This window comes from Brucella sp. IR073 (assembly GCF_049065735.1).
Taxonomy (GTDB): domain Bacteria; phylum Pseudomonadota; class Alphaproteobacteria; order Rhizobiales; family Rhizobiaceae; genus Paramesorhizobium.
Genome location: NZ_JBAKHD010000004.1, coordinates 1 through 20,575, shown reverse-complemented (window position 1 = coordinate 20,575; position 20,575 = coordinate 1). Strand labels below are relative to the sequence as shown.

Below are 20,575 nucleotides of genomic sequence, written 5' to 3'. Positions count from 1 at the left end.
AAGATGTCCCTCACCCCACCACCCTCTCCGCCACCGGCCTGCGCCGTTGCGACACGTCCGCAATCGACGGTGGGATGTAAGCGGCGCGGTCCAGCGGTGCGACATCGACGCCTGGCGGGACGATCTCATCGATCCGGTCGAGAATATCATCGGAGAGCACCACTCCTGCCCCCGCGAGCAGGCCGTCGAGCTGTTCCATGGTGCGCGGGCCGATGATGGCGGAGGTCATGGCCGGGTGGGATGTGACGAAGGCGAGCGCCATATGCATCAGCGACATTCCCGCGCTTTCCGCCAGCGGAATGAGCTGCTCCACCGCATCGAGGCTGGCCTCGTCGGACATCGCCTTCGGCATGAACCTTGCACGCAGCGAATCCGGCTGCGGCGCGCCTTTGCGGTATTTTCCCGTGAGCATGCCCTTGGCGAGCGGGCTCCAGGCCATCACGCCCATGCCATAGCGTCGGCAGGCGGGAAGCACCTCGCGTTCGATCGCCCGGTTCAGGATCGAATATGGCGGCTGCTCAGTGCGAAAGCGGGCAAGGCCCCGGCGCTCCGCCACCCATTGCGCCTCCACGATATCGGCGGCGGGGAAGGTCGACGAGCCAATGGCGCGCACCTTGCCGGCACGCATCAGATCGGTCAGCACCGACAGGGTTTCCTCAATGTCGGTATCCGGCGCGGGTCGGTGGACCTGATAGACGTCGATATAATCGGTCTGAAGGCGGCGCAGCGAATCCTCGACCGCGCGGGTCAGCCAGCGGCGCGAGCTGCCTTGGCTGTTCGGGTCGTCGCCCATCGGCAGGAAGGCCTTGGTGGCGAGCACGACATTGTCACGCCGCCCTTTCAGCGCCTTGCCGACAATCTCCTCGGACTCGCCCTGGCTGTAAGCATCAGCGGTGTCGATAAAGTTGATGCCGAAATCGAGAGCCTTATGAATCTTGCGAACGCATTCGTCATGATCGGCATTGGCGATCTTGCCGAACATCATCGCGCCAAGGCACCAAGGGCTCACCCTGATGCCGGTACGGCCCAGCGGACGATAGTGCATGCGAATTCTCCTTGCGTGAGATCTTTGTTTTTGCCGCATGATCGCGGCCGGAAAGTCTGCGACTTTTCGGGGATTATGCTCTGGCGAAATCCCGGCCGGGAGGGTATACAAACGGAACGCTCGTCCGTTTATATACGGAACAACGTTCCGTTTAGCAAGAGGTTTTCATGGAGAAGAGTGCCGTGGACGCAGACAGTGACCGTCCCATGCGCGCCGATGCGCGGCGCAATCTCGATGCGGTGCTGCAGGCGGCAATGAAAGTGTTCGCGGAATCGGGCATTGACGCGCCGATGCGGGCGATTGCGACGGAGGCAGGCGTCGGCGTCGGCACGCTCTACCGGCATTTTCCGCAGCGCTCGGACATGATCAAGGCGATCATCCAGCGTGAGGTGGACGCCTGCGTGGAAGCCGCCGCCAGGCTAGGCGAGACACATGCGCCTGACGAGGCGCTGGGCCTTTGGGTGGAGCGGCTGGTTGATTTTGTCGCGACCAAGCGCGGTCTTGGGCCCGCACTGCATTCCGGCGACCCGGCCTATCAATCCCTCCCCGATTATGTGGAAGGCCAGCTCACCCCGGCACTGCAAGGCCTGCTCGACACCGCAGCAGCCGCAGGCGCGATCCGTGAGGATGTCAATGCCCGCGAACTGCTCTTTGCTTGCCTGCGCCTAGCGACACCGGCAAGCAATGGCGACCTCGGGGAAGCGCGGCGGATGGTGGGGTTGCTCATCGATGGGGTAAGGTTTGGGGTGGGAAAGTCCGGGAATGGCGGTTCGGCGAGTGTCTCACCGACACCGAAAGTGCGGACGCTGTAATGTGCCGCCATTCGGCGAGCCTGTGGGCTGAGATATTATCGGAAGCTTCGGCGGGACAGAGGGAGGGTGAATAGGGCCGAGGGTATAGATTAATCCTTACCCCTGCCGCTCCCGCCGCAGCTTCGCCCAATAATCCAGCCTTTTGCGGATCTCCCGCTCAAACCCGCGTTCGGGTGGATCATAAAAGGTGTGGCGCCCCATGGATTCCGGAAAATAATCCTGGCCGGAGAATGCATCCGGCTGGTCGTGGTCATAGGCGTAGCCCGCGCCATAGCCCTCGCCCTTCATTAGCTTGGTCGGCGCATTGAGGATATGCTTGGGCGGGAGCAGCGAGCCGTTTTCCTTGGCGGCGCGCATGGCCGCCTTGTAGGCCGTGTAGACCGCGTTCGATTTCGGCGCGGTGGCGAGGTAGACGCAGGCCTCTGCCAGAGCCAGCTCACCCTCCGGCGAGCCCAGATAATCATAGGCGTCCTTGGCTGCATTGGCGATGACGAGCGCTTGGGGATCGGCGAGGCCGATATCCTCCGCCGCCATGCGCACCAGACGGCGGCCCAGATAAAGCGGGTCTTCGCCGGCATCGAACATGCGGCAGAGGTAATAGAGCGCGGCGTCCGGGTCCGAGCCGCGCACGGATTTGTGCAAGGCGGAAATCAGATTGTAATGGCCGTCCTGGCTCTTGTCATAAACAGGCGCGCGGCGCTGCACGATTTCCTGCAATTGCACGGCATTGAAAATCTCATCCTTGCGCGCGGCGCGCCAAACCTCTTCGGCCAGCGTCAACGCGGCGCGGCCATCGCCATCGGCCATGCGGATGAGGCTTGCCCTCGCCTCCTCATCAAGCGGCAATGGCTGGCCTTCGCTTTCCTCTGCCCGGGCCAGCAGGATAGCGATGCTGTCGGCGTCGTGCGGGTGAAAGGTCAGCACACGGGCGCGGGAGAGAAGCGCGGCGTTGAGCTCAAATGACGGGTTCTCGGTGGTCGCGCCGATCAGGATGACCGTGCCGTCCTCCATGACCGGCAGGAAACTATCCTGCTGCGCGCGGTTGAAGCGATGGATCTCGTCCACAAAAAGCAGCGTCTGGCGACCGGACATGCGGCGCGCGCGCGCGGCCTCGAACACCTTTTTCAAATCCGCCACGCCGGAGAAGATCGCCGAAATCTGCTCGAAGGCGAGATTTGTCTCGCCCGCCAAAAGCCGCGCCACCGTGGTCTTGCCCGTGCCGGGCGGGCCCCAGAAGATCATCGAGCCGAGGGTGCCGGAGGCGATCATGCGGGTCAACACCCCCTCGGGACCAGTCAAATGCGCCTGCCCCGTCACCTCCGAGAGGTGGCGGGGGCGCATGCGGTCGGCGAGCGGCCTGTTGCGGTCGGCCTGCGGGTCGGCACCGATTGAGAAAAGGTCAGCCATGCCCTGATATATAGGACTTTTTTCGTGCATAGTCTTGCCCGAAAAGCCGGTCAGCTTTTCGGGACTACGCTCAACGGATATTCAGCGGATATATTGTCTGATGATCGCGCCGTTGCGCTCGAACTCGAAGCGCCACAACAGGCCGGTGCCCGCAGAGAGGACCTGTGTCAGGTCGCTCGTCGACGCGATATCCACGCCATTGACGCGGCGGATGATATCGCCGGGACGCAAGTTCAATTGCGCCGCGGGTGAGCCGCGATAGACGCCGGTGACGACGACGCCGCTTGCCGCATTGCCGAGACGGAACTTGCGGGTGAGAGTGGGCGTCAAATCGGCCACGTCGGCACCGGCGAGCGGGGTGTCGCCGTCAAGCGTCTGCATCTTGGTGACGTCCTTGGGCGGGTTCGCTAGCGTCACGGTCACTTCGCGCTCGGCGGAATTCGTCAACACATTGAGCTTGATGGGATTGCCAATGCCGGTTGTGAGCGTGCGGTAGGCGAGCACATCGGGATTATCGACGCGCTGCCCATCGGCGGAGAGGATGAGATCGCCCACCTTCAGCCCCGCCTTGTCTGCCGGACCGCCCTTGTCGATGGCCGTTATCAGCGCGCCATAGGGCTGGTTGAGTCCCAGGCTTTCGGCGACATCAGGCGTCACCGACTGGAAGGTCGCGCCGATGAAGGGGCGCTCAAAGCTCTTGCCGCCTTTCTTCGCCGTCTCCACAACCGCCCGCACCATGTTCGACGGGATGGCGAAGCCGATACCGATGGAGCCGCCGGAGCGGGAATAGATCGCGGTGTTGATGCCGATCAGTGAGCCCTGCATGTCGATGAGCGCGCCGCCGGAATTGCCGGGATTGATGGCAGCGTCGGTCTGGATGAAGAAATCCATGTCCGAAACGCCGACGCGGGTACGCGCCTGCGCCGAGACGATACCGCTGGTCACAGTCTGGCCGACGCCAAAGGGATTGCCGATTGCGAGCACCAGATCGCCAACCTCGACCTTGTCGGAATTACCGAGCGGGATGGTCGGAAAGGCTTCCTTAGCGTCGATCTTGAGAATGGCGAGATCGGTGGTCTCGTCTTTCAGGAGGATGCGGCTTTCAAACTCGCGTCCATCGGAAAGCGCCACCTTGATGTCATCGGCATCCTTGATGACGTGGTAATTGGTGACGACAATGCCGCTGGGATCGACGATCACGCCCGAGCCGAGCGAAGACTGGATGCGCGGGCGGCCCTGAAACTGTCGCCCGAAAAATTGCTCGAAGAATGGATCACCGGCAAAGGGCGAGCGCGTGACAACTTCACGCGCGGCATAGACATTCACCACGGCGGGCGCGGTTTTCTTCACCAAGGGAGCATAGGACCACTGGATCTGCTCGCGGTTCGCGGGGATTTGCTTACCCGCTGGCGCCGGCTGCTCGCTGGAATTTCCGCCCAGAAAGCCCTTGATCGTATCCGTGATCGCCTCGCCCGTTGTCTTATCCTGGGCATAAGATGGAGCCATGGCGGCGACGGCCATCGCCGCTGCCAAGAGCAGAGCAATCCTGGAAGAACCAAAGGGCATGGGCAAACTCCTCAATTGATATTTTCAGGATAGATAGGAACAGATTCGAGCGAGCCAAGCCATGGATATGAATGAATAGATATGGACCGGATTATGAAAGCCGAGATGGTTGCCAACAACGGCGCTTGATTTGCAACCGAAGGCTTCATAGAATCCTATGCAGCCACTCTACGTGCGGGATTAACATGTCCACGGTCAGTCTCAAGGATGCCAAGGCCAGCCTGTCGGCTTATATTGACGAGGCAAACAGAGGCGAAATCGTCACCATCACGCGGGACGGAAAGCCCGTTGCCGCGCTGGTTCCGCTTGAGGCAGCAGAAATCGCGCGGGAAACGCTCAACAAAAAGAACCGGCCGAGCCTGCTTTCCTATCTCAAAAAATTTCCCGGTGGAGAGTTTGAGCGAAATCGTTCCCCCTCGCGGGATGTCGATTTATGAATGGCTACCTGCTCGATACCAACATCATCTCATCGCTATTTCCTTCAACAGCCCGCTCATCCATAGCATTGGCAGAATGGCTTGAAGGAATCGAAGCAAATGGCGGCTTCTTTCTCTCCGCCGTGACAATCCACGAAATCGAAAAAGGAATCTGCCTTCTTGAAAGAAAGGGAGCTTCCACAAAAGCCGGCAATCTTCGCATCTGGCTTTCCGGCCTTCTGGCGACTTACGATGATCGGATCATCGCCGTCGACAAACAAGTTTGTTCCATTTCCGGCATGCTCGAAGCAGCCTCAATTGCCGCAGGGCACAATCCCGGATTGGCCGATGCATTGATCGCAGGATCGGCCAAAGTCCATCAGCTCGTCGTCGTCACCAAAAACCGCAGGCATTTCCAGTCGTTCGGCATCGAGCTTCTCACTCCGGCTCCTTGAGCCGACGGCCCAAAGAAAAAGGGGCCTCGCGGCCCCTTCCTCCAATCTCAAATGCGAAACGCTGATTACGCAGCTTCCGCCTCGGAGGCCTCAGCCTCGGTGCGGGCGTGGTCCTTGGCGCCCTTGGCGTTGACGTCGCGCTCCACGAACTCGACAACGGCCAGCGGCGCGTTGTCGCCGGCACGGAAGCCGGCCTTCATGATGCGGATATAGCCGCCATTGCGCTGTGCATAGCGCGTCGCCAGCGTGTCGAACAGCTTGGCGACAAGCTTCACATCGCGGATTGCCGAGATTGCCTGACGGCGGGCGTGCAGGTCGCCGCGCTTGCCGAGCGTGACAAGCTTTTCGACGATGGGGCGAATTTCCTTGGCCTTGGGCAGCGTCGTCACGATCTGCTCATGCTCGATCAGCGAAGCGGCCATATTGGCAAACATCGCCTTGCGGTGGCTGGCAGTCCGGTTCAGCTTGCGGCCTGATTTACCGTGGCGCATGAGCCTTCTCCTTCAATCTTCTTACGGGGTTTACCCGGCAATTCTCAATATTGGTCTTCGTAACGCTTGGCGAGATCTTCGATATTTTCCGGCGGCCAGGACGGGATCTCCATACCCAGATGGAGGCCCATGGACGCCAGAACTTCCTTGATCTCGTTGAGCGACTTGCGGCCGAAGTTCGGGGTCCGCAGCATCTCGGCTTCCGTCTTCTGGATCAGGTCGCCGATATAGACGATATTGTCGTTCTTCAGGCAGTTCGCCGAACGGACCGACAATTCGAGCTCGTCCACCTTCTTCAGCAGCGCCGGGTTGAAGGCGAGCTCCGCCACCTGCTCCTGCTGAACTTCCTTCTGCGGCTCGTCGAAATTGACGAAGATCGACAGCTGGTCCTGCAGGATACGCGCGGCGTAAGCCACGGCGTCCTCGCCGGAAATCGAGCCATTGGTCTCAATGCTCAGCGTCAGCTTGTCATAGTCGAGAACCTGGCCCTCACGGGTGTTCTCCACCTTGTACGACACTTTGCGAACCGGCGAATAGAGGCTGTCGACCGGGATGAGCCCAATCGGCGCATCCTCGGCGCGGTTGCGCTCGGCGGGGACATAGCCCTTGCCGGTGTTGACGGTGAACTCCATGCGGATTTCCGCGCCCTCGTCGAGGGTGCAGATCACATGGTCCGGATTGAGGATCTCGACATCACCGACCGTCTGGATATCGCCCGCCGTCACCACGCCCGGGCCTTCCTTGCGGACAACCATGCGCTTCGGGCCATCGCCTTCCATCTTGATGGCGATTTCCTTGATGTTGAGCACGATATCGGTCACGTCCTCACGAACGCCCGCAATCGAGGAGAACTCGTGCAGAACACCGTCGATCTGCACCGCCGTCACGGCGGCGCCGCGCAGCGATGACAGCAGCACGCGGCGCAGCGCGTTGCCGAGCGTCAGACCATAGCCGCGCTCGAGCGGCTCGGCGATGACGGTCGCCTTCGTCCTGCCGGAGGTCTGGAACTCGACCTTGTTCGGCTTGATCAGTTCCTGCCAGTTTTTCTGGATCATTTGCTTTTCCTTGTCCTTGCCTTCACCACCATCCAATCGTGGTGACAGAGCGTGGAACCGCAGAGGAGCCCCAAAGGGCTCATGCGGTATGTGTGATCCGCAGTTTATATGTTAGACGCGGCGCTTCTTGCGCGGGCGGCAGCCATTGTGCGGGATCGGGGTCACGTCACGGATCGAGGTGATCATGAAGCCCGCGGCCTGCAGCGCGCGAAGCGCCGATTCACGGCCCGAACCCGGACCGCAAACCTCGACTTCAAGCGAGCGCATGCCATGCTCCTGCGCCTTCTTGGCGCAATCCTCGGCGGCCATCTGCGCGGCGAAGGGGGTCGACTTGCGGGAACCCTTGAAGCCCTGCGCACCAGCAGAGGACCAGGCAATCGCATTGCCCTGCGCGTCCGTAATAGTGATCATCGTATTGTTGAACGTCGAATTGACGTGAGCAACACCCGAAGAGATATTCTTGCGCTCGCGGCGGCGAACGCGCGTGGCTTCTTTAGCCATAAGGTAGTCCTTCCGTTGATCTCAACGCCGCCGTGATGCCAGCGGCTACACCAGAGAGCGAATAGCGAAATAGCGGTTAGCGAATAGGTTTTTTCTATTCGCTATTCGCGACTTCCCATTCGCTTCTTACTTCTTCTTACCTGCAATCGCCTTGGCCGGGCCCTTACGGGTGCGCGCATTGGTATGCGTGCGCTGGCCGCGAACCGGGAGCGAGCGGCGATGACGCAGGCCGCGATAGCAGCCGAGGTCCATCAGGCGCTTGATGTTCATCGATACCTCACGACGCAGGTCGCCTTCGACCTGATAGTCGCGATCGATGGTTTCACGGATCTGAAGCACTTCAGCATCCGTCAACTGATGGACGCGGCGCTCGGCGGGAATGCCGACCTTGTCCATGATTTCCTGGGCGAATTTCGGCCCAATCCCGTGAATATACTGAAGCGCGATGATGACGCGCTTGTTCGTCGGGATGTTGACGCCAGCAATACGAGCCACGCCTGTTCTCCTTAATGTTGCCGCTGCCCTGTCCGGACACGCGCTCTTTTCGTTTCGCAAGCCCCGGACAGCATAAAATGACCGGTATCGGCTCTTGATGTTTTCGCCGCCACCGACCATTCAAAACGAGATGAATTGGTGCAGTCTTTGGCGGAATCGCCGGGAAAAGTCAACTCCCCGGCTATTCATTTCCAATATCGTCCAGATGACTTTGCGTCATGCCACGCCACGCGCGGCTATAAAGCTTCAGGCCGGTATCAGTATTCTTTCGATCTCGGCGGTCACAGTATCGACGTCGGCCATGCCGTTGACCACTTTGAGCTCGCCCGTCTCGGCATAATAGGCCGAAAGCGGTGCGGTCTTTTCGCGATACTCCACCAGACGCTTGCGGAAGGATTCCGGATTGTCGTCCGAGCGGACATTGCCGCCTGCGGCGGTCGTTTCGGCGACCCGGTTTTCCATGCGGCGAACCAGAGCGGCCTCATCGACCTTCAGCTCGATGACGGCATCGAGAGCGAGGCCCTTCTCCTCAAGCATCCGGGCCAATGCCTTCGCCTGCGGGACCGTGCGGGGGTAGCCGTCGAGGATGAACCCCTTGGCACAATCCTGCTGATCGATCCGCTCCGAGACGATCTGGTTGACGATGTCGTCGGAAACGAGCTGCCCGGCATCCATCACCGCCTTGGCGCGCTTGCCGACTTCCGTCTCATTGGCAACCGCTGCCCGAAGCATGTCACCCGTCGACAATTGCGGAATGCCGTGCTTCTCGCTCAGATACTTGGCCTGCGTCCCCTTGCCTGCCCCCGGAGGACCAAGAAAAATCAGTCTCATTTGTAGCGCTTTCCTCCCCGAAGCTTCGATTTCCTGATGAGCCCCTCATATTGATGGGCGATCAGATGACCCTGTATCTGCGCGACCGTATCGAGCGTCACGCTGACCACGATGAGCAATGACGTGCCGCCAAGGTAGAAGGGAACGCCGGTTGCCGAAATCAGAAACTCGGGCAGAAGGCAGACAAGCACGATGTAGATGGCGCCGACGACGGTGATGCGCGTCAGGACATAATCGATATATTCCGCCGTGCGCTCGCCGGGGCGAATGCCCGGGATAAAGCCGGAATGCTTCTTGAGCTGGTCCGCCGTATCCTTCGGATTGAAGACGATGGCCGTATAGAAGAAGCAGAAGAAGATCATCAGCGCAGCATAAAGCGCCATATAGATGGGCTGGCCGTGGCCGAGCGCGGCGAGCAGCGTCGTCGCCCAGCCGGGCATCTCCTGCGTGTTGGCGAAGCCCGCAACGGTCGCCGGCAGAAGCAGCAGCGACGAGGCGAAGATCGGCGGAATGACGCCGGCGGTGTTGAGCTTCAGCGGCAGGTGCGACGTATCGCCCTGGAACATGCGGTTGCCGACCTGGCGCTTCGGATACTGGATCAGAAGCCTGCGCTGCGCCCGCTCAACGAAGACGATGATGGCGATAAGCGCAATGGCAAGAACGATAATGCCCAGAATCAGCGCGGTCGAAAGCGCGCCGGTACGGCCCAGTTCCAGCGTACCGCCGATGGCATGCGGCAGATTGGCGACGATACCGGAGAAGATGATCAGCGAAATGCCGTTACCGATGCCGCGCGCGGTGATCTGCTCACCCAGCCACATCAGGAACATCGTGCCGCCGACCAGCGTGATGACTGTGGAGATTCGGAAGAACAGGCCGGGATCGGTGACGATGCCGTTGCCCGATTCGAGGCCCGCCGCGATGGCATAAGCCTGAACGGTCGCAAGCAGAACCGTGCCGTAGCGGGTATATTGGTTGATGACCTTGCGGCCCGCCTCCCCTTCTTTCTTCAGCGCTTCAAGCGACGGAACGACCGACGTCATGAGCTGCACGATGATCGAAGCGGAGATATAGGGCATGATGCCGAGCGCGAAGATGGCCATACGACCCACGGCGCCACCGGCGAACATGTTGAAAAGGCCGAGCACCCCCTGGCTGTGCTGCTGGAAAGCCTGCGCCAGCGCATCGGGATTGATGCCGGGCAGCGGGATATAGGTACCGAACCGGTAGACGAGCAGCGCGCCCAGCGTGAACCAGATTCGCCGTTTCAGTTCTTCGGCCTTTGAAAAAGCCGCAAAATTTAGATTGGATGCAAGCTGTTCTGCAGCCGATGCCATGGAAGATCTCCGGTCTGTCCCCCGCCAACCAGGGGCGGTCCTACCCCAGATATGCGCACGGGCACAAAGGTGCAAGCGGTGAGATTAGTCCGTTTGCCGCATTATGCAACGCCGGGTGTTTCCACCCGGCTGCAAACGCGTATCACCGCTTGCCGACTCTATGCTTACTCGGCGGCAGCCGCGGCTTCCGGCAGCTTCACCGAGCCGCCCGATTTCTCGACCTTCTCGATGGCGGCCTTGGAGGCGCCGGCGATGTCGAAGTTCACCTTGGCGGTGATTTCGCCATCGGCGAGCAGGCGCACGCCATCCTTCGCACGGCGGATGACGCCGGCGGCGATGAGTGCCTCGGCATTCACCACGTCCTTCACGTCGAGCTTGCCGGCATCGATAGCCTGCTGAACGCGGCCAACCGAAATGACATTATAGCTCTTGGCGAAGATGTTGGTAAAGCCGCGCTTCGGCAGGCGCCGATAGATCGGCATCTGGCCGCCTTCGAAGCCGTTGATCGAAACGCCGGAACGGGACTTCTGGCCCTTGACGCCGCGACCGGCGGTCTTGCCGGAACCGGAGCCGATACCGCGGGCGACGCGCTTGCGAGCCTTGGTCGCGCCAGGCTTGTCACGCAAATCGTTGAGTTTCATTGTCCAATCTCCCACGTTATCAGGCCTCGTCCACGACGCGGACGAGATGCTGAACCTTGGCGATCATGCCGCGAACCGCCGGCGTGTCTTCCAGGGTGCTGCGACGATGCAATTTGTTAAGACCCAGACCAATCAGCGTTGCGCGCTGCTCGGACGGACGACGGATGGGGCTGCCGGTCTGCTCGACCGTAACCGTCTTGCTCTTCTTCTCAGCCATCACTTATCTTCCTTGTCTTGCGCAGGCGACTATTCTTCGGCGCCGACCACGGTGTGGCGGCGGGCCTGAAGGGTCGAGTACTTGATGCCACGCTGCGCAGCGATGTCCTTCGGATGCATCTGATGCTTCAGCGCGTCAAAGGTGGCGCGAACCATGTTGTACGGGTTCGACGAGCCGAGCGACTTGGCGACAACGTCCTGCACGCCGAGCGTCTCAAAGACAGCGCGCATCGGGCCACCCGCGATGATACCGGTACCGGGAGCGGCGGCGCGAACGAGCACCTTGCCGGCGCCGTGACGGCCTTCGACGTCATGATGAAGCGTGCGGCCCGAGCGCAGCGGCACGAAGATCAGATCGCGCTTGGCAGCTTCAGTGGCCTTGCGGATGGCTTCCGGCACTTCGCGCGCCTTGCCATGACCAAAGCCCACCCTGCCCTTCTGATCGCCGACGACGACGAGCGCGGCAAAACCGAAGCGACGGCCGCCCTTGACGACCTTGGCCACGCGGTTGATGTGAACCAGCTTATCGACGAATTCGCTGTCGCGCTCCTCACGGGCGCCGCGCTCTTCGCGGTTACGTTCTCTCTGTGCCATTTCCTAGTTCCTTTTTCTTTTCCGGAAGCACAATGTTTGTCTACTTCGTCATTCTCGGGCTTGTCCCGAGAATCTACTACGCTGCATCTAGCCACTACGAGGCTAATAATGCGCGTTGCAGTCTTCCTTGGCCGCCGCAGATTCTCGAGACAAGCCCGAGAATGACGCGGCGGAAAAGGCGATGCTTAGAAGCTCAGCCCAGCTTCACGGGCGGCTTCAGCCAGCGCCTTGACGCGGCCGTGATAGATGAACGAGCCGCGGTCGAACACGACTTCCTTCACACCAGCCTTCGAGGCGCGCTCGGCGACGAGCTTGCCAACGGCAGCGGCCGCAGCCGTGTCCGCACCGGTCTTCAGCGAGCCCTTCAGCTCGCCATCGAGCGTCGAGGCGGCAGCAAGCGTGACGCCGCGCGTATCGTCGATGATCTGGGCGTAGATGTTCTTCGAAGAGCGATGCACGCTGAGCCGCGGGCGGCCATTGGCGACCGCCTTGATCTGACGGCGGACGCGAGATGCGCGACGCTGAATGGTTTCTTTCGGCGATGCCATAACGCTGGTCCCTTACTTCTTCTTGCCTTCTTTGCGGACGATCTTTTCGCCGGCATACTTGACGCCCTTGCCCTTATAGGGCTCGGGGCCGCGATACTCGCGAATTTCAGCCGCGACCTGACCGACCTGCTGCTTGTCGATGCCGCTGACGACGATTTCCGTCGGCTTCGGCACGGCAACAGTGATGCCGGCGGGGACCTCGTAGATCACTTCATGGCTGAAGCCCAGCGAAAGCTGCAGGTTCTTGCCCTGCATCGCTGCGCGGTAGCCGACGCCGTTGATCTCGAGCTTCTTCTCAACGCCGTCCTTCACCCCGGAAAGGATGTTGGCGATCATCGTGCGGGACATGCCCCACTTCGACCTAGCCGACTTCGACTGGTCGCGCGGGGTCACGTGGACCGCATTGTCTTCCAGCTTCACCAGCACTTCATCATTAACGACGAACGAAAGCTCGCCCTTCGCGCCCTTGGCCTTGACGGTCTGACCATCGACGGTGGCGGTTACGCCTGCCGGGACCGGCACGGGTTTTTTACCGATACGAGACATTTTTATACCTGTCCGTTTATCTGTAAGCTTCTACCAGATTAGAAAATCTGGCAGAGCAGCTCACCACCAACGTTCTGTTCGCGGGCCTCATGATCCGCCATCACGCCCTTCGGCGTGGAGAGGATCGAGATACCAAGGCCGTTCGCAACATGCGGAATCGACTTGACTGACACATAGACGCGGCGGCCAGGCTTCGAAACGCGGTTGATCTCACGGATCACCGGCGCGCCTTCGTAGTACTTCAACTCGATTTCGATCTCGGCCTTGCCGTTCTCGAATTCGGTCTGGCTGTAGCCGCGGATGTAACCTTCGGACTGGAGCACATCCAAGACGCGGGCGCGCAGCTTGGACGCAGGCGTGGTAACCTTCGTCTTCTTGCGGCCGATCGCGTTGCGGATGCGGGTCAGCATATCGCCGAGAGGATCTGACATAGACATGGGGCTTCTCCCTTACCAGCTCGACTTGACCACGCCGGGCACCTGGCCGAGCGAACCCAGCTGGCGCAGCGCGATACGCGACATTTTGAGCTTGCGGTAGAAACCGCGCGGACGACCCGAAACCTCACAACGATTGCGGATGCGAACCTTGGACGAATTACGCGGCAGTTCGGCGAGCTGGATGGTGGCGCGGAAGCGCTCGTCCAGCGGAAGGCCCTGGTTCATGACAACCGCCTTCAAACGCGCGCGCTTCGCAGCGTAACGCTTAACCAACTTTTCACGGCGCCTGTTCTTTTCAACTGCGCTAGTCTTGGCCATTTCAATTACCTCGCTACGCTTGCCGTTACTGCCGGAACGGGAAGTTGAAGGCGCGCAGCAGGGCGCGTGCTTCATCATCCGTCGTGGCGGTCGTGCAAACGATGATGTCCATGCCCCAGATCTGATCAACCTTGTCGTAGTTGATCTCCGGGAACACGATGTGCTCCTTGATACCCATGGCGAAGTTGCCACGGCCGTCAAAGCTCTTCGGGTTCAGGCCGCGGAAGTCGCGAACGCGCGGGAGCGCGATGGTGACCAGGCGGTCCAGGAACTCGTACATACGATCCTTGCGGAGCGTAACCTTCGCGCCGATCGGCATATTCTCACGCACCTTGAAGGTAGCGATCGAATTGCGGGCGCGGGTGATCACCGGCTTCTGGCCGGCAATCTGAGCCAGATCCTCAGCGGCAACCGACGGCTTCTTGGAGTCGCCCGTCGCTTCGCCGACGCCCATGTTGAGAACGACCTTCTCAACGCGCGGGATCTGCATCTCGTTTTCATATTTGAACTGCTCGAGAAGCGCCTTGCGGACTACGTCCTGGTAATGCTTCTTCAAGCGCGGTTCGATCTTTGCCTCAGCCATCGATCAACTCTCCAGAACGCTTTGCCACACGCACCTTCTTGCCGCCATCCTCGATACGGAAGCCGACGCGGGTCGGCTTGCCGTCCTTGGGATCGGCAATAGCCAGATTCGACAGATGGATCGGGGCTTCCTTCGAAATGATGCCCGCTTCCTGCGTCTGGGTCTGGCGCTGATGGCGCTTCACCATATTGATGCCGCGCACGACGGCCTTGTCTTCCTTCGGGGAGACGCTGAGCACTTCGCCCGTACGCCCCTTGTCCTTACCGGCCAAAACGACGACCTTGTCGCCTTTGCGAATCTTTTGCATCGTCTTGTTCCCTTACAGCACTTCGGGAGCCAGCGAGATGATCTTCATGTGGTTCTTGGCGCGCAGCTCGCGCGGAACCGGTCCGAAGATACGGGTGCCGATAGGCTCTTTCTTGTTATCGATCAAAACAGCAGCGTTCTTGTCGAACCGGATAACACTGCCATCGGCGCGACGGATATCCTTGGCGGTGCGCACGACAACCGCCTTCATCACATCGCCCTTCTTGACGCGGCCGCGCGGAATGGCTTCCTTGATCGAAACGACAATGATGTCGCCGACCGAAGCATATTTCCGCTTCGAACCGCCCAGCACCTTGATGCACATGACACGACGGGCGCCGGAATTATCCGCGACGTCGAGGTTTGTTTGCATCTGAATCATGACTGGCCGCCTTCTTTTCGTTCAGCCGGGCCGGACTTGCGCCCTGCCCTCGATTGCATGTTTCTTATTATTCGCATGAACCTTATCCGAAAAGTCCTACAACTTTTCAGGGTCATGCATCTATTCGCATGAGCTTATCCGAAAAGCCTTGCGGCTTTCCGGTGTCATGCTTTCGTTACGCAGCCGGGGTATCGGTTACGACGACCCAGGTCTTGTCCTTCGAAATCGGCTTCGATTCCTGGATGGAAACGACATCGCCGACCTTGAATTGGTTGTTCTCGTCATGCGCCTTGTACTTCTTGGACTGGCGCACGGTCTTCTGGAGGAGCGGATGCGAATAGCGCCGCTCGACCTTGACCACAACGGTCTTGTCGTTCTTGTCGCTGACGACAACGCCCTGCAGAACGCGCTTAGGCATGATTTTCTTTTCCTTATGCCTTGCTTTCGGCCGCCTTCTGGCGGGCGATAGTCTTGATACGTGCGATATCCCGGCGGACCTGCTTGACCCGCGCGGTCTTCTCAAGCTGGCCGGTCGCCTTCTGGAAGCGCAGGTTGAACTGCTCCTTCTTCAGCTTGGCCAGCTCGTCATTCATCTGGTCAACGGTTTGCAACCGTACTTCAGCGGCTTTCATGGCTGCTTCTCTTTCCCTTCGCATAATCTTATCCGAAAAGTCTGCAACTTTTCGGGATCATGCTTTACTCAGCAATGCGCTGGATGAAACGCGTCTTGATCGGGAGCTTCGCCGCCCCGAGTCGGAGCGCCTCACGTGCCACATCCTCGGGTACGCCGTCAAGCTCGAACATGATACGACCGGGGGCAACACGCGCCGCCCAGTAATCCACGCCGCCCTTACCTTTACCCATACGGACTTCGGTCGGCTTCGAGGTGACCGGCACGTCCGGGAAAATGCGGATCCAGACCCGGCCCTGACGCTTCATCTGGCGGGTGATCGCACGGCGGGCCGCCTCGATCTGGCGCGCGGTGACGCGTTCCGGTTCCATCGCCTTCAAACCGAAGGCGCCGAAATTGAGTTCCGTGCCGCCCTTCGACGCGCCGTGGATACGGCCCTTGAACTGCTTGCGGAACTTTGTGCGCTTAGGCTGCAACATTGTTCTCTACTCCAAATCCGTCAACCGATCAGGCGTTTTCGCGCCGGCGGTTCTGCGATTGTCCCTGGGCCTCGCCCTCGGTGGCGCGGCGCTCGGAAGCCATCGGGTCGTGCTCGAGGATCTCACCCTTGAACACCCAGACCTTCACGCCGCAGATGCCATAGGCGGTCTGGGCTTCGGCCGTACCGTAGTCGATGTCGGCGCGCAGCGTGTGCAGCGGAACGCGGCCTTCGCGATACCACTCCATACGCGCGATTTCCGCGCCGCCGAGACGGCCCGAGCAGTTGATACGGATGCCTTCGGCGCCAAGACGCATGGCCGACTGCACGGCGCGCTTCATGGCGCGGCGGAATGCCACGCGGCGTTCCAGCTGCTGGGCGATCGACTGGGCGATGAGCGTCGCGTCGATTTCCGGCTTGCGCACTTCAACGATGTTGAGCGCGGCGTCGGAGTTCGTCATCTCGGAAAGCTTCTTGCGCAGCTTCTCGATGTCGGCGCCCTTCTTGCCGATGATCAGGCCCGGGCGAGCCGAGTGGATCGTCACGCGGCACTTCTTGTGCGGACGCTCGATCACCACCTTGGAGATCGCGGCCTGCTTGAGCTCGTCCATCAGATACTGACGGATCTTGAGGTCCTCATGCAGCAGCTTGCCATACTCGCCCGTGTTCGCATACCAGCGCGAATCCCAGGTGCGATTGATGCCGAGGCGCAAGCCGATCGGATTAATCTTCTGGCCCATTATGCGGCCTCCCCTTTTTCCGCGACTTCGCGGACGACGATGGTGAGATGCGAGAAGGGCTTCTCGATCCGGCTCGCGCGGCCGCGGCCACGGACGTGAAAGCGCTTCATGACGATCGACTTGCCGACATAGGCTTCCGCGACGACCAGAGCATCGACATCGAGATCGTGGTTGTTTTCTGCGTTGGCGATCGCCGATTCGAGCGTCTTCTTCACCGTTCCGGCGATCCGCTTGCGCGAGAACTCCAGATCGGCGAGCGCCGCATTCACCTTCTTGCCGCGGATCAACGCCGCCACAAGATTGAGCTTCTGCGGGCTGACGCGGAGAGTGCGGGCGACGGCTTTCGCCTCGTTATCCTTAAGCTGGCGCGGAGCCTTGGCCTTGCCCATCGTTATTTCCTCTTTGCCTTCTTGTCCGCACCGTGACCATAATAGGTCCGGGTCGGAGAGAATTCACCGAATTTGTGTCCGACCATTTCCTCGGACACCGAAACCGGCACATGCTTGTTGCCGTTATAAACGCCGAAGGTCAGGCCGACGAACTGCGGCAGGATCGTGGAGCGGCGGCTCCAGATCTTGATGACCTCATTGCGACCGCCCTCGCGCACCTTCTCAGCCTTCTTGAGAAGATAGCCGTCGACGAACGGGCCTTTCCAAACTGAACGAGCCATTTCAGACTACCCTCTTATTTCTTGCGCTGATGACGCGAACGCATGATGAACTTGTCCGTCGCCTTGTTGGAGCGCGTCTTCTTGCCCTTTGTGGGCTTGCCCCACGGAGAAACAGGATGACGGCCACCGGAGGTACGGCCTTCACCACCACCATGCGGATGGTCGACCGGGTTCATCGCGACGCCGCGAACGGACGGACGCTTGCCGAGCCAGATACGGCGGCCTGCCTTGCCGAGCGACACGTTGCCATGGTCCGGGTTCGAAACCGCGCCGACCGTGGCGAAGCAGGAACCATGAACCAGACGCTGCTCACCGGAGTTCAGGCGAAGGATCGCCATGCCCTGGTCGCGGCCGACGAGCTGAGCATAGGTACCGGCGGAACGAGCGATCTGGCCGCCCTTGCCCGGCTTCATCTCCACATTGTGGATGATGGTACCGACCGGCATCGCCGCAAGCGGCATCGCATTGCCCGGCTTCACGTCGACCGACTGGCCGGAGATGACGGTGTCGCCAACGGCCAGGCGCTGCGGCGCCAGGATGTAGGAGAGCTCGCCGTCCGCATAGCGGATGAGAGCAATGAACGCCGTGCGGTTCGGATCGTATTCCAGACGCTCGACGGTCGCGGCGACATCGTGCTTGCGGCGCTTGAAGTCCACGAAACGATAGGTGCGCTTGTGACCGCCGCCCTGATAGCGGGCGGTGATGCGACCGTAATTGTTGCGTCCGCCCTTCTTCGTCAAGCCCTCGGTCAGCGACTTGACCGGCTTGCCCTTATAGAGCTCGGAGCGGTCCACGAGGACCAGCTGACGCTGGCCGGGCGTGGTGGGGTTATAATGCTTGAGTGCCATTGTCTTTTACTCCACGGCCTCTCAAAGACCGGTCGAAACGTCGATGGATTGGCCTTCGGCAATCGTCACGACCGCTTTCTTGACGTCGCTCTGGCGTCCGATGGTGCCGCGGAACCGCTTCACCTTGCCCTTGCGCACGGCGGTGTTCACAGCGGTGACCTTGACGCCGAACAGCGCTTCGACCGCAGCCTTGATTTCCGGTTTCGTCGCCTTGCGGGCCACGTTGAAGACAACCTGGTTATGTTCGGAAACCATGGTGGACTTCTCGGTGATGACAGGGCTGACGATCACGTCGTAGTGGCGAAGATCAGTCATTTGAAACGCTCCTCGAGAGCTTCGACCGCCGCCTTGGAAAGAACGAGCTTGCCGCGACGAAGGATGTCGTAAACGTTGATGCCCTGCACCGGCAGCACATCGATATTCGGAATGTTCGAGGCCGCGCGCTGGAAGTTCACGTCGATCTCGGCACCGCCGATGAGCAGCGCATTGTCGAGACCGAGCTTGGCGAACTGTTCCGTCAGCGCCTTGGTCTTGGCTTCCTTCGCGGCCAGATCGTCGATGACGATGAGGTCGGAAGACTTGGCCTTGGCCGAGAGCGCATGGCGCAGGCCGAGAGCACGAACCTTCTTCGGCAGGTCGTGGTCATGGCTGCGAACAACCGGACCATGGGCCTTGCCGCCGCCGCGGAACTGCGGAGCGCGGGCCGAAGAGTGGCGGGCGCGGCCCGTACCCTTCTGCTTGTACATCTTCGCGCCGGTGCGGGCGACTTCCGAGCGGCCCTTGGCCTTGTGGGTGCCTTGCTGGCGGCGGGCAAGCTGCCAGCGCACGACGCGCTGCAGGATGTCGTCGCGCGGGTCGAGGCCGAAGATCTCCTCGGAGAGCTTCACCTTGCCGGCGTCCTTGCCTTCAAGAGTTGTAATCGTGAGATCCATTATTCGGCTCCCTCAGTCGCTGCGGCCGTTTCCGGCGCGGAGGACGCTGCTTCGGTCTTTGCCGCCTGGCGGAGAGCCGCAGGCTTCGGCGCGTTCTCGGGCAGCGAAGCCTTCACGGCATCGCGCACCAGGATCCAGGCGCCCTTCGAACCCGGAACCGCGCCGCGAACCAGAATGAGGCCGCGATCGATATCCGTGGACACGACTTCAATGTTCTGCGTCGTCACGCGGGTCTGCCCCATGTGACCGGCCATCTTCTTGCCCTTGAACACCTTGCCGGGGTCCTGGCGCTGACCGGTCGAACCATGCGCGCGGTGGGTAATTGAGTTACCGTGCGAAGCGCGATGGCCGCCGAAATTGTGGCGCTTCATGACGCCCTGGAAGCCCTTACCAATCGTCGTGCCGGTCACGTCGACCTTCTGGCCGGGAACGAAATGTTCCGCCGTGATCTCAGCTCCAACGTCGAGAAGGTTGTCCGGCGAGACGCGGAATTCGGCGACTTTCGCCTTCGGCTCCACCTCGGCCTTCGCGAAATGACCGCGCAGTGCCTTGGACGTGTTCTTGACCTTGGCTAGTCCAACACCAAGCTGGACAGCCGTATAGCCATTCTTTTCAACTGTACGCTGGGCCACGACCTGGCAGCTCTCCATGCGGAGAACCGTCACAGGCACATGCTCGCCGGCGTCGTTATAGACGCGGGTCATGCCCAGCTTCTGTGCAATAACACCTGAACGCATCGGGTTCGTTCCTTCCGTCCTCAAGCTCTTAGAGCTTGATCTCGACATCGACACCAGCGGAGAGGTCGAGCTTCATCAGCGCATCGACGGTCTGCGGGGTCGGGTCAACGATATCGAGAAGACGCTTGTGCGTGCGCATCTCGAACTGCTCGCGGCTCTTCTTGTCGATGTGCGGCGACCGGTTGACCGTGAACTTCTCGATCCGGGTCGGAAGCGGGATCGGTCCGCGCACATTGGCACCGGTACGCTTGGCAGTCGACACGATTTCCCGCGTCGAAGCGTCAAGGATCCGATGATCAAACGCCTTGAGGCGAATGCGGATGTTTTGACCGTTCATTTCATCTGTTCCTTGTTCGCGGCAGGCACCTGCCCGGTGTGGACAGGCAGGGCCTCCTGCACAATCTTCTTATTATTCGACGATCTTCGACACGATGCCGGCGCCGACGGTGCGGCCGCCTTCACGGATAGCGAAGCGCAGCTTCTCTTCCATCGCGATCGGAACGATCAGGGACACGTTCATCGTCACGTTGTCGCCGGGCATCACCATCTCGGTGCCC

Annotated in this window: 33 protein-coding genes and 1 pseudogene; 3 read left to right on the top strand and 31 right to left on the bottom strand. The window is 60.6% G+C overall.

From position 1 onward, the window contains the following. Positions 1 to 10: 10 nt before the first annotated feature. Positions 11 to 1,045, bottom strand: a complete 1,035-nt coding sequence (locus ACOWVG_RS09510; RefSeq protein ID WP_420961720.1) for an aldo/keto reductase — start codon at positions 1,043 to 1,045, stop codon at positions 11 to 13. 167 nt (positions 1,046 to 1,212) lie between these two features. On the opposite strand from ACOWVG_RS09510, the gene ACOWVG_RS09505 reads away from it, so the two are divergent. Beyond that, complete coding sequence (locus tag ACOWVG_RS09505) at positions 1,213 to 1,857, top strand: TetR/AcrR family transcriptional regulator (RefSeq protein ID WP_420961719.1); 645 nt, start codon at positions 1,213 to 1,215, stop codon at positions 1,855 to 1,857. Between the two features lie 96 nt (positions 1,858 to 1,953). On the opposite strand, the gene ACOWVG_RS09500 is transcribed toward ACOWVG_RS09505, so the two are convergent. Together ACOWVG_RS09500 and ACOWVG_RS09495 are read right to left on the bottom strand one after the other, a co-directional pair. Beyond that, positions 1,954 to 3,264, bottom strand: a complete 1,311-nt coding sequence (locus tag ACOWVG_RS09500; protein WP_420961718.1) for a replication-associated recombination protein A — start codon at positions 3,262 to 3,264, stop codon at positions 1,954 to 1,956. 81 nt (positions 3,265 to 3,345) lie between these two features. Then, positions 3,346 to 4,830 carry a DegQ family serine endoprotease gene (locus tag ACOWVG_RS09495; protein ID WP_420961716.1) on the bottom strand — a complete coding sequence of 495 codons (1,485 nt, stop codon included), beginning with the start codon at positions 4,828 to 4,830 and terminating at the stop codon, positions 3,346 to 3,348. A 185-nt stretch (positions 4,831 to 5,015) separates the two neighbouring features. Between ACOWVG_RS09495 and ACOWVG_RS09490 the strand changes: the two genes are divergently transcribed. Both ACOWVG_RS09490 and ACOWVG_RS09485 read left to right on the top strand, forming a co-directional pair. Continuing rightward, positions 5,016 to 5,267, top strand: a complete 252-nt coding sequence (locus tag ACOWVG_RS09490) for a type II toxin-antitoxin system Phd/YefM family antitoxin (RefSeq protein WP_420961715.1) — start codon at positions 5,016 to 5,018, stop codon at positions 5,265 to 5,267. Continuing rightward, a complete protein-coding gene (locus ACOWVG_RS09485; RefSeq protein ID WP_420961713.1) occupies positions 5,264 to 5,701 on the top strand; it encodes a type II toxin-antitoxin system VapC family toxin in 438 nt (145 codons plus the stop codon). The genes ACOWVG_RS09490 and ACOWVG_RS09485 overlap by 4 nt, the downstream gene beginning before the upstream one ends. A 65-nt stretch (positions 5,702 to 5,766) precedes the next feature. Here ACOWVG_RS09485 and rplQ read toward each other — a convergent pair whose 3' ends face one another. The 28 genes and pseudogenes from rplQ to tuf all read right to left on the bottom strand — a co-directional run. Then, positions 5,767 to 6,192, bottom strand: a complete 426-nt coding sequence (gene rplQ / locus ACOWVG_RS09480) for a 50S ribosomal protein L17 (protein ID WP_420961712.1) — start codon at positions 6,190 to 6,192, stop codon at positions 5,767 to 5,769. Positions 6,193 to 6,236: 44 nt separating this feature from the next. Beyond that, complete coding sequence (locus ACOWVG_RS09475) at positions 6,237 to 7,247, bottom strand: DNA-directed RNA polymerase subunit alpha (protein WP_420961711.1); 1,011 nt, start codon at positions 7,245 to 7,247, stop codon at positions 6,237 to 6,239. Between the two features lie 111 nt (positions 7,248 to 7,358). Continuing rightward, a complete protein-coding gene (gene rpsK, locus ACOWVG_RS09470; RefSeq protein ID WP_068881772.1) occupies positions 7,359 to 7,748 on the bottom strand; it encodes a 30S ribosomal protein S11 in 390 nt (129 codons plus the stop codon). Positions 7,749 to 7,874: 126 nt separating this feature from the next. After that, positions 7,875 to 8,243 carry a 30S ribosomal protein S13 gene (gene rpsM, locus ACOWVG_RS09465; RefSeq protein WP_420961710.1) on the bottom strand — a complete coding sequence of 123 codons (369 nt, stop codon included), beginning with the start codon at positions 8,241 to 8,243 and terminating at the stop codon, positions 7,875 to 7,877. A 246-nt stretch (positions 8,244 to 8,489) separates the two neighbouring features. Continuing rightward, a complete protein-coding gene (locus tag ACOWVG_RS09460) occupies positions 8,490 to 9,074 on the bottom strand; it encodes an adenylate kinase (protein ID WP_420961709.1) in 585 nt (194 codons plus the stop codon). Next, positions 9,071 to 10,411, bottom strand: a complete 1,341-nt coding sequence (secY, locus tag ACOWVG_RS09455; RefSeq protein WP_420961707.1) for a preprotein translocase subunit SecY — start codon at positions 10,409 to 10,411, stop codon at positions 9,071 to 9,073. Before secY ends, ACOWVG_RS09460 begins: the two co-directional genes overlap by 4 nt. Before the next feature lie 164 nt (positions 10,412 to 10,575). Further along, positions 10,576 to 11,052 (bottom strand): 50S ribosomal protein L15, encoded by a 477-nt coding sequence (gene rplO, locus ACOWVG_RS09450; RefSeq protein ID WP_420961705.1) that lies wholly within the window; start codon positions 11,050 to 11,052, stop codon positions 10,576 to 10,578. Positions 11,053 to 11,071: 19 nt separating this feature from the next. Then, positions 11,072 to 11,269, bottom strand: coding sequence for a 50S ribosomal protein L30 (gene rpmD / locus ACOWVG_RS09445; RefSeq protein WP_420961704.1), 198 nt, complete (start codon positions 11,267 to 11,269; stop codon positions 11,072 to 11,074). Positions 11,270 to 11,298: 29 nt separating this feature from the next. After that, positions 11,299 to 11,862 (bottom strand): 30S ribosomal protein S5, encoded by a 564-nt coding sequence (rpsE, locus tag ACOWVG_RS09440; RefSeq protein ID WP_420961702.1) that lies wholly within the window; start codon positions 11,860 to 11,862, stop codon positions 11,299 to 11,301. A 185-nt stretch (positions 11,863 to 12,047) separates the two neighbouring features. Then, positions 12,048 to 12,410 (bottom strand): 50S ribosomal protein L18, encoded by a 363-nt coding sequence (rplR, locus tag ACOWVG_RS09435; RefSeq protein WP_420961700.1) that lies wholly within the window; start codon positions 12,408 to 12,410, stop codon positions 12,048 to 12,050. A 12-nt stretch (positions 12,411 to 12,422) separates the two neighbouring features. Beyond that, the gene (gene rplF, locus ACOWVG_RS09430; protein ID WP_420961698.1) at positions 12,423 to 12,956 is read right to left on the bottom strand and encodes a 50S ribosomal protein L6; all 534 of its coding nucleotides are present in this window, start codon (positions 12,954 to 12,956) and stop codon (positions 12,423 to 12,425) included. A gap of 38 nt (positions 12,957 to 12,994) precedes the next feature. Beyond that, positions 12,995 to 13,393: a 30S ribosomal protein S8 gene (gene rpsH / locus ACOWVG_RS09425; RefSeq protein WP_420961696.1), complete on the bottom strand. Its 399-nt coding sequence runs from the start codon at positions 13,391 to 13,393 to the stop codon at positions 12,995 to 12,997. 12 nt (positions 13,394 to 13,405) lie between these two features. Beyond that, positions 13,406 to 13,711, bottom strand: coding sequence for a 30S ribosomal protein S14 (rpsN, locus tag ACOWVG_RS09420; protein ID WP_188821195.1), 306 nt, complete (start codon positions 13,709 to 13,711; stop codon positions 13,406 to 13,408). Between the two features lie 25 nt (positions 13,712 to 13,736). Continuing rightward, positions 13,737 to 14,294, bottom strand: coding sequence for a 50S ribosomal protein L5 (gene rplE, locus ACOWVG_RS09415; protein WP_420961694.1), 558 nt, complete (start codon positions 14,292 to 14,294; stop codon positions 13,737 to 13,739). Further along, positions 14,287 to 14,601, bottom strand: a complete 315-nt coding sequence (gene rplX, locus ACOWVG_RS09410) for a 50S ribosomal protein L24 (protein ID WP_420961692.1) — start codon at positions 14,599 to 14,601, stop codon at positions 14,287 to 14,289. Before rplX ends, rplE begins: the two co-directional genes overlap by 8 nt. A 12-nt stretch (positions 14,602 to 14,613) precedes the next feature. Further along, a complete protein-coding gene (rplN, locus tag ACOWVG_RS09405; protein ID WP_068881785.1) occupies positions 14,614 to 14,982 on the bottom strand; it encodes a 50S ribosomal protein L14 in 369 nt (122 codons plus the stop codon). A gap of 175 nt (positions 14,983 to 15,157) precedes the next feature. Then, positions 15,158 to 15,400, bottom strand: a complete 243-nt coding sequence (rpsQ, locus tag ACOWVG_RS09400) for a 30S ribosomal protein S17 (RefSeq protein WP_420961690.1) — start codon at positions 15,398 to 15,400, stop codon at positions 15,158 to 15,160. 13 nt (positions 15,401 to 15,413) lie between these two features. Then, positions 15,414 to 15,614, bottom strand: a complete 201-nt coding sequence (rpmC, locus tag ACOWVG_RS09395) for a 50S ribosomal protein L29 (RefSeq protein WP_188821187.1) — start codon at positions 15,612 to 15,614, stop codon at positions 15,414 to 15,416. Between the two features lie 64 nt (positions 15,615 to 15,678). Beyond that, complete coding sequence (gene rplP / locus ACOWVG_RS09390; protein ID WP_420961689.1) at positions 15,679 to 16,092, bottom strand: 50S ribosomal protein L16; 414 nt, start codon at positions 16,090 to 16,092, stop codon at positions 15,679 to 15,681. A gap of 28 nt (positions 16,093 to 16,120) precedes the next feature. Then, positions 16,121 to 16,831, bottom strand: a complete 711-nt coding sequence (gene rpsC, locus ACOWVG_RS09385) for a 30S ribosomal protein S3 (protein WP_420961687.1) — start codon at positions 16,829 to 16,831, stop codon at positions 16,121 to 16,123. Further along, positions 16,831 to 17,220: a 50S ribosomal protein L22 gene (gene rplV / locus ACOWVG_RS09380; RefSeq protein WP_420961685.1), complete on the bottom strand. Its 390-nt coding sequence runs from the start codon at positions 17,218 to 17,220 to the stop codon at positions 16,831 to 16,833. The genes rpsC and rplV overlap by 1 nt, the downstream gene beginning before the upstream one ends. Before the next feature lie 2 nt (positions 17,221 to 17,222). Beyond that, a complete protein-coding gene (rpsS, locus tag ACOWVG_RS09375; protein WP_420961683.1) occupies positions 17,223 to 17,501 on the bottom strand; it encodes a 30S ribosomal protein S19 in 279 nt (92 codons plus the stop codon). Positions 17,502 to 17,515: 14 nt separating this feature from the next. Then, the gene (gene rplB / locus ACOWVG_RS09370) at positions 17,516 to 18,349 is read right to left on the bottom strand and encodes a 50S ribosomal protein L2 (protein ID WP_420961682.1); all 834 of its coding nucleotides are present in this window, start codon (positions 18,347 to 18,349) and stop codon (positions 17,516 to 17,518) included. Positions 18,350 to 18,370: 21 nt separating this feature from the next. Then, positions 18,371 to 18,664: a 50S ribosomal protein L23 gene (locus tag ACOWVG_RS09365; protein WP_420961680.1), complete on the bottom strand. Its 294-nt coding sequence runs from the start codon at positions 18,662 to 18,664 to the stop codon at positions 18,371 to 18,373. Then, the gene (rplD, locus tag ACOWVG_RS09360; protein WP_420961679.1) at positions 18,661 to 19,281 is read right to left on the bottom strand and encodes a 50S ribosomal protein L4; all 621 of its coding nucleotides are present in this window, start codon (positions 19,279 to 19,281) and stop codon (positions 18,661 to 18,663) included. Before rplD ends, ACOWVG_RS09365 begins: the two co-directional genes overlap by 4 nt. After that, positions 19,281 to 20,018: a 50S ribosomal protein L3 gene (gene rplC, locus ACOWVG_RS09355; protein ID WP_420961678.1), complete on the bottom strand. Its 738-nt coding sequence runs from the start codon at positions 20,016 to 20,018 to the stop codon at positions 19,281 to 19,283. Before rplC ends, rplD begins: the two co-directional genes overlap by 1 nt. Positions 20,019 to 20,046: 28 nt before the next feature. Continuing rightward, positions 20,047 to 20,355, bottom strand: a complete 309-nt coding sequence (gene rpsJ / locus ACOWVG_RS09350) for a 30S ribosomal protein S10 (RefSeq protein ID WP_002964363.1) — start codon at positions 20,353 to 20,355, stop codon at positions 20,047 to 20,049. 72 nt (positions 20,356 to 20,427) lie between these two features. Then, positions 20,428 to 20,575, bottom strand: a pseudogene (tuf, locus tag ACOWVG_RS09345) (elongation factor Tu); the annotation flags it as partial.